Here is a 12,677-nt window from a genome sequence, read left to right on the forward strand (position 1 = left end):
AATAACAATGACGATTAGCCAAGATCTATTCACTCGCGCCCAAGCATCAATTCCCGGTGGCGTAAACTCTCCTGTTCGTGCATTTAATGGCGTTGGTGGCACACCGCTGTTCATTACCAATGCAGAAGGGCCATATACCTATGATGCTGACAATAACAAATACATAGATTATGTCGGGTCTTGGGGACCAATGATTTTAGGTCACAACCACCCACAAATAAAACAGGCCGTTCTTGTGGCAGTTGAACATGGCCTAAGCTATGGCGCACCAACCGAAACTGAAATTTTGATGGCGGAAAAAGTCAAAGAACTGGTTCCGTCTATCGAAAAAGTGCGTATGGTTAGTTCAGGTACCGAAGCGACTATGAGTGCAATCCGTCTAGCGCGTGGTTACACCGGTCGCGATAAGATCCTAAAGTTTGAAGGATGCTACCACGGTCATGCCGACTCTTTACTAGTAAAAGCAGGCTCAGGCGCCCTAACTATGGGTGTACCAAACTCTCCTGGGATCCCTGCTGACTTTGCAAAACATACACTCACTGTATCGTTCAATAATTTGGATGAAGTAAAAGCAATCTTTGCACAGTATAAAGATGAAATCGCTTGTATTATCGTGGAGCCTGTGGCTGGTAACATGAACTGCATCCCACCAAACCCAGGATTTCTAGAAGGTTTACGCTCAGTATGCGATGAGCATGGTGCTGTGCTTATCTTTGATGAAGTTATGACTGGCTTCCGTGTTGCTTTAGGTGGCGCACAGCAATACTACAACATTACACCTGATCTTACTTGCCTAGGTAAAGTCATCGGTGGTGGTATGCCAGTAGGTGCATTCGGCGGTAAACAAGAGATTATGGACTTTATCGCACCTGTTGGTCCGGTATATCAAGCTGGTACACTTTCTGGTAACCCAATCGCTATGGCCGCAGGACTTAAAGCGTTGGAACTACTTTGTGAGCCAGGCTTACACGAGCAACTTGAAGCTAAGAGTAAAGCACTTTGTGAAGGGTTCCAACAAGCCGCTGACGATGCCGCAATTGCACTCACAACCAATTATGCAGGTGGTATGTTTGGCTTTTTCTTCACTCAAGCAAGTAGCGTAAGTAGCTATCAACAAGCAACTGAATGTGATTTGGAGCGTTTCAAGCGTTTCTTCCACTTAATGCTTGAAGAAGGTGTTTACCTAGCACCTTCAGCGTTTGAAGCTGGCTTTGTAAGTACCATGCATACACAACAAGATATTGATGACACGATAGCCGCTGCAAAGCGCGCTTTTGCAAAACTATAAATTAGTGTCTCTTTACGGCCAGCGAGCAAACCGCTGGCCGTAGCTAAAACATTTCACCCTGTTTCCCCCCTCCTTGCACAAACTCAACTAAATTGAACTAACATTAGCTTTTAACAGGTCTTTATCACTCTAAGTGTAATCTAACGAGAACCCCATGAAAGGCATAAGATCATTCTGCGCTCCAGCAATAAAACTCATGGCGAGCCTAAAGTACAAAACAAAAATTGGCTTAGTGTTTGGTATTTTACTGGTACCTTTGAGCCTAAGTTTGTTTTTCCTAACCAGTATGTTGTCCCAGTCAATCAATATCAGTATTGGACAACAAGCCGGTTTGAACCTCTACCCTGCTTTGCTCGACAACACAATGAACATGCAAGAAGCGACTAATTTGTCATTAGCCAAACAAGCAGGCTATAACATTGACACTAAAAACTCAGTGATTGAACAAGTCTCTATTCAATCACTGCTGGCAATTGATGATGATTTAGCCCGTTCTTACATAAATCGAGCTTTAGTTGAGTCCACCCCAAAATTACTTGAACACGTAAACAAACTCTCAGAACAGGCTAATACTGTGATAAGCGAAGGACAATTTAACCCTGACAGTTTTATTGCGTTGTCCAATTTAAACAAAGCATTGCCAGAGTTTTTTGTACAACTAAGCAGTAAACTACATGTTGCAATGGCAGCAAACAACGACATAAAGCCACAGTTACAGCCGCATCTTGAGCAACTCCAATCCAGTTTGAACAATTATCAAAATAGCATCAAAAAAGATCTCTTAGACCCTGATGAGTTGCAATTATCCAGTGCGCAATTTAAAAGAATTCATGACAATGTGATAAATGACGTCAGTCATTTTATCGCCACAGCCACCCCCATGCTTAAACAGTTGTTGCAGAAGAAAATAACGCAGCAAAGTTTGATAAGAAATAGCGTCGATACCGCGGCCGTGATCAGCTTGCTACTTGCAATATATCTCATGTTTGGTTTTTATTTTGCGGTGGTCGATAGTATTTCTGCATTTTCCATCTCAGCAGGGCGTGCAGCTCAAGGCGACTTGAGCGCTAAGGCAACCGCATTTGGTAACGATGAAATGTCTATCATCGTTGAACAATACAATAAAGTGATCTCAGCATTTATTGCTCTGCTCAAAGAAGTAAACAGCACCAGTGTGAGCCTTGATAGCGCAACAAAAAAACTCAGCCAGATAAGCCAAGATACACGTGGTGATGTCGGTCAACAACAAATTAAAATCAGTACCATTCATGGTGCGCTCAGTGAAATGACACAAGTAGCAGACTCAGTAGAGCACTCCGCACAACATGCCACAGAGCTTGCCAGTACTGCTGCACAGCAGGTTAAGCAGGGTTCGCATAATACCACCCAACTGGCTGAGCATATGGCGTTACTGCAACAGGAGTTTGAAGAAAGCCGAGTCGCTTTGGATAAACTGGCACAAGACAGTCAAAACATCAGTAAAGTAAGCGCTGCTATTAGTGAAATTGCAGAGCAAACCAACCTATTAGCACTCAATGCAGCCATTGAAGCTGCTAGAGCAGGAGAACAAGGGCGAGGATTCGCCGTGGTCGCTGACGAAGTCCGCACACTGGCCAAGCGTACTCAACAACAAACAGAAGAGATCCACAGCATTATTAGTTCGCTACAAAATGCTTCTAACGACACACAAACAAAAATGCGTAGTAGCGTTGAAAAAATGGAACAAGGTGTCAGTGCTGCAGAGCAAACCAATCAAGTCTTACTGTTAGCGCAGCAAAGTATGGTGAATATTGATGAACAAGGAGCCCATATTGCTCAACTTGTTCAACAACAAAGTCAGGCCACTCAGCAAGCTCTCAATGATGCAAGTGAGATCAATAACCTAGCAGAACATACGCTTAGTTCAGCCGTTGCCACCGAGGATGATGCTAGAAAGCTGGCGACCATGGCTCAACATTTACAGTCAGCCATGAGTCAATTTAAAACCTAGTTATAACTATTCGCAATGTGGCCTAGGTTCAAACTCACTAGCACGTATCGGTAGTTGAACAACCTTACCACATCCAGGTGGTGCCTGCTTACCCGTTATGGTATTAACAAACGCCCAGCGTATTCCCGTTGGGCGATTATCGGCAATTGCTTGGGGGTTAAGTGGTTTTAAATAGCGAATATATAATTCCAGCGCACCGTTTCCACCTGTTAATCCAGTAGACTTATTATCATCACGGCCAATCCAAGTAACGGTTACTGTATTATGGTCAAATCCTGCAAACCAACTATCACGCAAATCATTACTTGTACCCGTTTTACCCGCCAACTGGATCGAAGGGAAATGCTGATTAAGACGTTTTGCAGTCCCCTCTTTGGTCACTTTCTTAAGGCCAAATTTGGCCATGTAGCTTGCCTCTGGTGTAAAACGCTCGCGACTGATGACATCATGTTCGTATAAAACTTTACCTGTGGCGTTAGTCATGGCTGAAATTGTCGTTAACTGACGATACTGCCCGTTGGCTGCCAATGTAGCGTACATTTGTGCTACGTCATAACTGGAAAGCTCTAGCGCACCAAGCAATAAAGATGGATATTGATTAATCCGCTCTGTCACCCCTAGTTTTTGTATTGTGCTCGCAACATTATGCACGCCTAAATCAAGCCCCAAGTTAACTGCTGGAATATTAATACTATTACTAAATGCTTGATATAAAGGTAATGTGCCACGGTATTTATGGTCAAAGTTTTCCGGACGCCACACATCACCTGACTCATCGGTTACTTGTAGTGGCCCATCTTCCACTAGCGTTCCCAAATTGTACTTTTCCTGCTCCAATGCCGTTAAATAAACCGCAGGTTTCACTAAAGAGCCAATGTTACGCTTGGTATCCAAAACACGATTAAAGCCACTAAAGCGCATATCTCTTCCCGCGACAAGCGCTGAAACGCCGCCTTTTTCAACGTTGACCGAGATCATGGCCGTTTCTAGCTTCGTAGTGTCAAACCGCCTTTCAAGATATGGTAGCCCCTGCTCCACTGCATTTTCCATAGCGGTTTGTTTTTGCAGATCAAAATAAGTGAAGATACGCACGCCCGCATTGATTATTTCTTGGTTGGTTAGCAAGCTCTTAAGCTCCCTGTCTACCAACTCTAAATAACCCGGATAGCTCTGCTGGCGGCTCTTGTCCAAAGGTTGAATTTTTATTGGACGTACCAAAGCCTGACGCAGTTCATTGGGTGAAATATAACCTTGTTCAGCAAGCAGGCGTAACACTAGGTCACGGCGCTCTCGAACACGCTCAGGGTAGCGTCTAGGGTTATAATACGAAGGCCCTTTGACAATGGCTACCAACATAGCTATTTGGTCAAATTCCAATTCATCTACTGGCTTTGCAAAATAAAACTCCGCCGCCAGTCCCATACCATGAACCCCTTGATTATAAGCCTGACCCATAAATACTTCGTTAAGATAAGCTTCTAAAATCTCATCTTTGCTATATCGATAATCCAATATCAAAGCAATAAAAGCTTCATTCACTTTTCGAATTAGCGAGCGCTCACGGCTTAAGTAAAAATTTTTCGCCAATTGCTGTGTCAGCGTACTTCCGCCTTGCACCGTGCGCCCAGCTTTTAGGTTGGTATACAATGCCCGTAAAATTGACCATGCGGATACGCCATGGTGATCGTAGAATTCTCGATCTTCAACCACCAGCAAAGCTTGCTTAAGAATGTTTGGGAATTTTTCAAGAGGTAGGAATTCCCGGTCTTGTTTTGATTCATTGCCTATTCGAGCTATTTGCACAGGCTCCAAACGAGCCTGTTCAATGCGTCGTCCATCTTTATCTACAATACTTGCAAGGCGTTTTCCAGCAAAGTTAAGGGTAAAGATCTGACCGTCTTCGATGCCGTTATAAAACTCAAATGATCGACGATAGATTTTTATGGTACGTCCTTGCACAATGTACTGACCTGTACGACTAAGTTGGTTTACGTGTGAGTAGTTGAGACGTTTTAGCTCCCAAATCACTTCTTGTTCAGACAAAAACTGTTCTGGATAAAAATTCATGGCACGAGCATACACCTGAACAGGCAATTGCCATTTACTACCCTCAAACTGCCGAGTAATTTTTGAATCCAGATAAATAATATAAAAACTAACTAAAACCAATATGGCCAAAGTGCCTTTCCACAAGAAACGCCAGCAGGCTTTTAGCGTACGTTGTTTAAAGCGGCTCAATGAGGAGCTTGGCTGCGTTTGCTTAGCTTTACGTTTGCTATTTTTTGCGCGTGAGGATTTATTAGCTGTGGTACGTGTGGTTTTTTTGCTTGTTTTCGCTGTGTTGTTATTATTTTTATCTACCATACCACTTATATAAACTTCAAAATCAAATATGCCAGAGCATAGAGTACCTTAGATTAACCAAGCCTGAAAGAGAGAACGGGCCACAATGGGCCCGTTCGACGTGATAGATATTGAAATTAGCTATTACCGCGCACAGATACAAACTCAGGGTATGCGTCGATACCACAATCGTGCTGGTCCATACCGTTAATTTCTTCTTCCTCACCAACACGGATCCCCATGGTATTTTTCAACAGCGCCCACACTAAGTAAGACACAATAAATACAAAGCCAAGAATACAGACCAAACCGATAAACTGATTCACAAAAGTTGCATCACCGTTTGATAATGGCACTAGCATTACACCTAACATGCCACATGTTCCGTGTACAGAAATCGCCCCCACAGGATCATCTATTTTCGCTTTATCTAAAAATACGATACTAAACACAACCAATGAACCACCTAGGGCACCTAGTAGACAAGCCAATAATGGTGTAGGAGACGCAGGCTCTGCTGTGATCACCACAAGACCTGCCAGTGCACCATTGAGTACCATGGTTAAATCAGCTTTACCCCATAATGCTTTACACACTAATAAAGCAGCAATTGCACCCGTTGCAGCAGCAGCATTGGTATTGAGTAATATTTGACTAACTGCAACTGCATTCGCTTTGTCAGCCAAGAACAATTGCGACCCCCCATTAAAACCAAACCACCCCATCCAAAGAATGAAAGTGCCTAATGTTGCCAACGGCATGTTAGAGCCTGGAATTGGGTAGATTTCTCCATTTTTACCGTATTTACCTTTACGCGCCCCCAGTAGCAACACGCCCGCCAAAGCAGCTGCAGCACCGGCGCCATGCACAATTGCTGATCCAGCAAAATCTACAAAGCCAAGCTTAGATAAGAAGCCTCCGCCCCATGTCCAGTACCCTTCAATTGGATAAATGAAACCAGTTAATACCACGGTAAATGCTAAAAACGCCCATAATTTCATGCGCTCAGCAACAGCCCCTGAAACAATCGACATTGCTGTGGCAACAAAGACTACTTGGAAGAAAAAGTCAGACTCAAGAGCGTGATCTGCATCGGTTGACGCTTCACCTATCAACGCACCGAAGCTTGGAACTATCCCGCCTTCTGTATTACCAACATACATAATGTTGTAACCCACTAGTAAAAACATGGTACAAGCTATGGCATAAAGCGTAATATTCTTGGTCAGTATCTCAGTGGTATTTTTTGAGCGAACGAGTCCTGCCTCTAGCATGGCAAAACCTGCAGCCATCCACATCACCAGCACACCTGAAATTAAAAAGTAAAATGTATTCAAAGAGAATTTTAGTTCTATAATTGCGTTTTCCATCTTCGGCCCCTTAAATCGCGTCTTCGTCTAATTCGCCGGTACGGATCCGCACGATTTGGTCTAAGTCATATACAAATATTTTACCGTCACCAATTTTTCCGGTGCTGGCAGCTTTAGTCAGCGTATCTACAACACGCTGTGTATTTTCACTACGAGTTGCTATCTCTAGCTTTATTTTTGGAATAAAATCGACTTGATATTCAGCGCCACGATACAGTTCTGTATGGCCTCGTTGACGGCCAAAGCCCTTTACATCAACAACGGTCATCCCCTCTACGCCTAAATCAGCCAGCGCTTCACGAACTTCATCCAATTTAAATGGTTTTATTATTGCACTTATCATTTTCATTGTTGGTCCCCTTAGGACAGGTTTATCCTGTTTGCAAAGTTAATCCAACCTTCGTGCCATAAAGTTAAACCTATTAATTTCAAATAATTAGGTGATTGCACTGATGCTTTTTAGTATAATTTCGCACCAACCAGGTGCAATATTGCACACCATGCTCATTACTGGTGCAGATGTTAAGATATAGCTGCTAGAGCTCGCCTGCTATCTGTAGAGCGTGCATAATGAGCATTGGGTCGCGGTCTGAGCTTACCAACCGTCCCGCTATTAGGGGCGTTCGACTCATACCCTTTGAAAATTGAAATAAAAGCAATTTAAATGTTAAAAACTTATCGTCCGGGGAAAAAAATGAACTTAACCAAACTGCTGGTTGTGTGCACCTTAGTTTTAAGCTTTGGTAGTAACGCAGTTGAGCATCAACGCAAAATTGATATTGATAGTAAAGTCATCACAAACCATAAAACCACCATTAACGGTGAGCGTATTAACTACAGCGTCGCTTCTGGCACACAGCCTGTTTGGGATGAGCAAGGTGAAGCTGTTGCAACCTTATATTACAACTACTACACAAAAGACAAAGTAGACGATTTAAGTAAACGCCCACTGCTTATTTCATTCAATGGCGGACCAGGCTCAGCCTCCGTGTGGATGCATATTGCCTACACAGGTCCTCGTGTTTTAAAAATTGATGACGAAGGATATCCAGTTCAACCCTATGGCATGAAAGACAATCCATATTCGGTACTCGATGTTGCTGATATTGTCTTTGTTAACCCTGTCAACACGGGGTATTCTCGCGTATTACCTGACAAAGAAGGCAAAATGCCAAGTAAAGAAGAACAGCAAAAACAGTTCTTTGGCGTTAACGCAGACATTAAATATCTTGCTAGCTGGATCAACACCTTCGTCACTCGCAACAATCGCTCACTATCGCCAAAGTTTTTGATTGGTGAAAGCTATGGTACAACACGCGTATCTGGTCTTGCCAAAGAATTACAGTCAGCACATTGGTGGTTCTTAAATGGGGTTGTTTTAGTTTCTCCTACTGATATTGGTATTAACCGTGACGGCCCTGTGAAGGCGGCAAATCGTTTACCTTACTTTGCTGCAACTGCTTGGCATCACAAAGTTTTACCTACAAAGTTACAACAAAAAGACTTACCTGAGGTATTAGCAGAAGTAGAAGCGTTCACATTAAATCAATATTTGCCAGCACTGGCAAAAGGGGCGTTTATTTCCGCACAAGACAAACAAGCTATTGCCGAGCGTGTATCACTGTATAGCGGTCTATCTAAACAGTTTGTATTACAAAATAATCTGGATATTAGCGATGATGCTTTTTGGAAAGAGTTACTACGAGATCAAGGCTACATCTTAGGTCGTCTAGATTCTCGTTACTTGGGTATCGACAAACGTGATGCAGGTGATTCTCCTGATTACTTCCCTGAGTTGAGTGCTTGGTTGCACGCCTTTACCCCATCAATCAACCACTATATTCGTGAAGAACTTAACTACAAAACCGATGTGCAATACAACATGCTAGCGAATGTTCATCCTTGGGATCGCAGCAACAACACCACAGGCGAACAACTACGCCAAGCCATGGCTGAAAACCCATATCTTAATGTGTTATTTCAAGCTGGTTACTATGATGGTGCAACCAACTACTTTGATGCCAAGTACACCATGTGGCAACTAGACCCAAGCGGCAAGATGCGCGACCGTTTAAGCTTTAAAGGCTATCGCTCAGGACACATGATGTACCTTAGACATGAAGACCTTAAAGCCTCAAACGATGATTTACGCGAATTTATTGTTGAGTCATTAAAGAGCCAAACTCGCTCAGCTAAATACTAATCACTCTTTGCGGGTAGCAAAAAGCTACCCGCCTGTTTTTGATAAACTCACCTAACACATTGTGACTTGTCGGTTCGCTTGGTAGTATCGCCCTTTTAACATCTTTAGGGGCGTAAAGATGCAAGGCACTTTAAGCAAGCTTAAGGCACAACTCACTCAACCAATTCAGTACCACCTTCCCATTGGTGATGAGTTAGTTAACTTAAATGACTATATAGGAAAGCAGTTCACGCTGACCCACACGGGTAATATTTTCTGCTGTAACTGCGGTAAAAAAACCAAGAAAAGTTATTCTCAAGGTCACTGTTTTGTCTGTATGAAAAAGCTGGCTAGTTGCGACATGTGTATCATGAAACCTGAAACTTGCCACTTTGATAAGGGTACCTGTCGAGAGCCTGAATGGGGTCAGCAGAATTGTATGATCCCTCACTATGTGTACTTGGCCAATACCTCAGGGCTAAAAGTGGGTATCACTAGACACACGCAAATTCCTACTCGTTGGATAGATCAAGGCGCCACGCAAGCGCTGCCACTTTTTAAAGTACAAACAAGGTTGCAATCGGGTCTTGTTGAAATCGCATTAGCTGAATTTATTGCAGACAAAACCAATTGGCGAAATATGCTCAAAGGTGTGAGCGATGAGATGGATTTAAAAGCAGCCGCTCAAGAATTAGTGCCTCAAATCCAAAGCAAGCTTGATGAACTGGCCGAGCTATTTGGCGCCACTGCAATTGAGCGTTTAGACGAAGATGTGGTTGATTTGAGTTTCCCTGTTGAGCAGTTCCCAAGCAAAATTACTTCTTTTAACTTTGATAAAACCCCCGAAGTGACAGGTACATTGCAAGGCATAAAAGGCCAGTACCTGATCTTTGATACTGGCGTTATCAATATTCGCAAGTTCACCGCTTACGAAGTCGCCTTCTCAGCATGATAAAAGCGCAGCCAATCGTCTGCACTTAAAGGTTTGCAAAACAGGTAACCCTGAACAATATTGCAGCCCAGTTTTTGTAAAAACTGGCGCTGCTCGCTCTTTTCAACTCCCTCAGCAACCACCTGTAGGTTAAGTGCTTTAGCCATTGCTATAATGGCACTAACGATTTCGCTATTGCCATATTCATCAGGAATTTTTGCCACAAAGCTCGCATCTATTTTTAAAGTATCGATAGGCAGTTTGGTTAAGTAACTCAGCGCAGAATAACCGGTGCCAAAATCGTCCAAGGCAATTGAAACACCTAAGCTTTTCAGCTTTTGTAACTCACTTTTCGCCTCGTGTAAATTGCTGATAAAACTACTTTCCGTGAGCTCCAACTCAATAAAACGACCATCTAAACAATGTTTGCTCAAAGAGTTGGCAACCGTGATAGCCAAATCTCCCTGACATAAGTGCTGTGCAGACACATTAATTGCAATGCGCCTAATATCACTGCCTTGACGACGCCACAGCGCCATGCTCTCACACGCTTTGTTGATCACCCATTGGTCCAGTTTGATGATAAGTCCCAGCTCTTCAGCAAGTGGAATAAACTGAGCCGGAGAGATCATACCCAGGTTTGGGTCATTCCAGCGCAGCAAACACTCAACACTGGATATTCGGCCACTGGCTAAGCATTGCAAAGGCTGAAAATACAGCTCAAATTCATCATGTTCAAGTGCATATTGAAAACGACTGAGCATAGACAAGCGCTCCAGTGAGCGAGCATTCATAGATGCCTTATATAACTGAAATGAGTTTCGGCCAATTTCTTTGGAGCGATACATAGCAACATCGGCGTGTTTTAATAGGGTTTCACTGTCTAAACCATCTTCAGGATAGACGGCAGCCCCAAGCGAAGCTGTAGCGGTGACACTCAGATCATTGAGTTCAAACGCCACACTTAATTGCGCAAGTATTTTATTGGCAAAATTTACCACATCGGAAATATGCTTCACTTCAGTGAGCAGTACAACAAATTCATCGCCCCCCAAACGCGCCAAGGTATCCCCCTCATTTAGCAGACCCTTAATGCGCTCACTCACCTGCACCAAAAGTTCATCCCCGGCACTGTGCCCCAAACTGTCATTGACTTCTTTAAAGCGGTCAAGGTCGATAAACATCACTGCGAGTTTATGGTTGTCTCGGTGTGCTGAGGCCAACGCCATGGACAAACGATCATAAAATAAGCGCCGATTTGGCAGCGCTGTTAACTCATCAAAATAGGCGAGCCGTGCTATCTTCTCCTCTGCATTTTTGCGCTCGGTAATATCACTGAATATCGCGGCATACAGCACTTCATCGCTATAAGGCTCGTTTATCGCAATGATGGTCAACCATTCAACGTATATTTCGCCGCTTTTCTTACGGTTACATATCTCCCCTTGCCACACACCGTTTTTTCTTAGCTCTCCCCACATTTGATCATAATAATCTTTACCATGAATACCCGAACTCAAGATACTGGGGCTCTTGCCTATCACTTCATAATCTTGATATCCGGTGAGCTCACTGAACGCTGGGTTTATCTGTAAAATTTCACCATCTCCACGGGTGATCATAATGCCATCTAAGGAGGCATCTATAATGCGATTAGCCAAATACAGATTTTTCTCTGACTTTTGCAACGCAAGATCACGCTGCACCAATACCTTTTCAAGCTCGCTACAGTAGGCTGTTTCAATTTCAGTGAGCACATTTTTCAATGGCAACAGGCCTATCACCTTGCCAGAGCATGGCTCCTTCACGACCAAGTGGCGAATTGACTCAGCTGTCATCAACCGATAAGCATCAAATAAGCTGTCTTTTGGACTGACTTGTAACATAGGATATGTAGCAAGCTTCCAACAGGGTATCCGCCAATCGGGGTTTAGCAGCATATATGCAATGTCACGTTGTGTGATAATGCCATACTCTGCCAACTCATGGTTATAGACCAAGACCGCAGTCATACGCTTAATACGCATAACTTCAATCACTTTTGATACACAATCACTGGCCTTTAAAATCACAACATTACGATTATAGTGATCCTCAATTGGACGAAAATGCAAGTAATGATCAAGCCCTTGATTACGCACGATGTCAGACAAAGAGACCACACCAATCGGAACCTGTTGCTGATCTTTTACCAGTAAATGCCGGATTCCCAACTGATGGAATTTAATCGTGGCCTCACTAAGAGTTTTATCAATTTGGATATCATGTACAGGTGAAGTCATTGAGGACGCAATAGAAGCTTGAGCAAAGTCAGGGTCATTAAAGTTAAGTTTGACACAATCTGACTCCGTCCAAATTCCTACAATCTGTTGTTGCTCGGTGACAAAAATAGAGCTAACCCGACGCTTATGCATCATTTTGACCGCCTCACAAAGCGGTGTTTGATGATCACATGACAATAATTGATTAGAAAAAATATCTTTGATTTGTAATTGACGGCTATCAGAGACCATGAAGCACAACCTCGCATTTTAACTTGAATTGCAAGTATAATGCTGCTCACCTTTTATACT

8 protein-coding genes are annotated in these 12,677 nt (G+C 43.2%); 4 read left to right on the plus strand and 4 right to left on the minus strand.

The window, feature by feature from the left end; all coding sequences use genetic code 11:
• Positions 1 to 7 precede the first annotated feature (7 nt).
• Together hemL and BIW53_RS01035 are read left to right on the plus strand one after the other, a co-directional pair.
• Positions 8 to 1,288, plus strand: a complete 1,281-nt coding sequence (gene hemL, locus BIW53_RS01030; protein ID WP_070989789.1) for a glutamate-1-semialdehyde 2,1-aminomutase — start codon at positions 8 to 10, stop codon at positions 1,286 to 1,288.
• A 154-nt stretch (positions 1,289 to 1,442) separates the two neighbouring features.
• Positions 1,443 to 3,278, plus strand: coding sequence for a methyl-accepting chemotaxis protein (locus BIW53_RS01035; RefSeq protein ID WP_070989791.1), 1,836 nt, complete (start codon positions 1,443 to 1,445; stop codon positions 3,276 to 3,278).
• A 6-nt stretch (positions 3,279 to 3,284) separates the two neighbouring features.
• Here BIW53_RS01035 and mrcB read toward each other — a convergent pair whose 3' ends face one another.
• From mrcB to BIW53_RS01050, 3 genes are all read right to left on the minus strand, one after another.
• Positions 3,285 to 5,642: a penicillin-binding protein 1B gene (gene mrcB / locus BIW53_RS01040; protein WP_070989793.1), complete on the minus strand. Its 2,358-nt coding sequence runs from the start codon at positions 5,640 to 5,642 to the stop codon at positions 3,285 to 3,287.
• A gap of 116 nt (positions 5,643 to 5,758) precedes the next feature.
• Positions 5,759 to 6,991 (minus strand): ammonium transporter, encoded by a 1,233-nt coding sequence (locus tag BIW53_RS01045; protein WP_070989795.1) that lies wholly within the window; start codon positions 6,989 to 6,991, stop codon positions 5,759 to 5,761.
• 10 nt (positions 6,992 to 7,001) lie between these two features.
• The gene (locus tag BIW53_RS01050) at positions 7,002 to 7,340 is read right to left on the minus strand and encodes a P-II family nitrogen regulator (RefSeq protein ID WP_070983801.1); all 339 of its coding nucleotides are present in this window, start codon (positions 7,338 to 7,340) and stop codon (positions 7,002 to 7,004) included.
• 345 nt (positions 7,341 to 7,685) lie between these two features.
• Between BIW53_RS01050 and BIW53_RS01055 the strand changes: the two genes are divergently transcribed.
• Both BIW53_RS01055 and BIW53_RS01060 read left to right on the plus strand, forming a co-directional pair.
• Positions 7,686 to 9,194, plus strand: a complete 1,509-nt coding sequence (locus tag BIW53_RS01055) for a S10 family peptidase (RefSeq protein ID WP_070989943.1) — start codon at positions 7,686 to 7,688, stop codon at positions 9,192 to 9,194.
• Between the two features lie 118 nt (positions 9,195 to 9,312).
• Positions 9,313 to 10,125 carry a DUF2797 domain-containing protein gene (locus BIW53_RS01060; RefSeq protein WP_070989797.1) on the plus strand — a complete coding sequence of 271 codons (813 nt, stop codon included), beginning with the start codon at positions 9,313 to 9,315 and terminating at the stop codon, positions 10,123 to 10,125.
• Here the strand turns inward: BIW53_RS01060 and BIW53_RS01065 are convergent.
• A complete protein-coding gene (locus BIW53_RS01065) occupies positions 10,101 to 12,617 on the minus strand; it encodes an EAL domain-containing protein (RefSeq protein WP_070989799.1) in 2,517 nt (838 codons plus the stop codon). The genes BIW53_RS01060 and BIW53_RS01065 overlap by 25 nt on opposite strands.
• Between the last annotated feature and the right edge of the window lie 60 nt (positions 12,618 to 12,677).

This window comes from Pseudoalteromonas byunsanensis, from assembly GCF_001854475.1.
In the GTDB taxonomy this organism is placed as follows: Bacteria; Pseudomonadota; Gammaproteobacteria; order Enterobacterales; family Alteromonadaceae; genus Pseudoalteromonas; species Pseudoalteromonas byunsanensis.

Coding starts and splice junctions, on each gene's coding strand:
- hemL (WP_070989789.1), top strand. CDS start 8: ATGACGATTAGCCAAGATCTATTCACTCGCGCCCAAGCATCAATTCCC.
- BIW53_RS01035 (WP_070989791.1), top strand. CDS start 1,443: ATGAAAGGCATAAGATCATTCTGCGCTCCAGCAATAAAACTCATGGCG.
- mrcB (WP_070989793.1), bottom strand. CDS start 5,642: ATGGTAGATAAAAATAATAACAACACAGCGAAAACAAGCAAAAAAACC.
- BIW53_RS01045 (WP_070989795.1), bottom strand. CDS start 6,991: ATGGAAAACGCAATTATAGAACTAAAATTCTCTTTGAATACATTTTAC.
- BIW53_RS01050 (WP_070983801.1), bottom strand. CDS start 7,340: ATGAAAATGATAAGTGCAATAATAAAACCATTTAAATTGGATGAAGTT.
- BIW53_RS01055 (WP_070989943.1), top strand. CDS start 7,686: ATGAACTTAACCAAACTGCTGGTTGTGTGCACCTTAGTTTTAAGCTTT.
- BIW53_RS01060 (WP_070989797.1), top strand. CDS start 9,313: ATGCAAGGCACTTTAAGCAAGCTTAAGGCACAACTCACTCAACCAATT.
- BIW53_RS01065 (WP_070989799.1), bottom strand. CDS start 12,617: ATGGTCTCTGATAGCCGTCAATTACAAATCAAAGATATTTTTTCTAAT.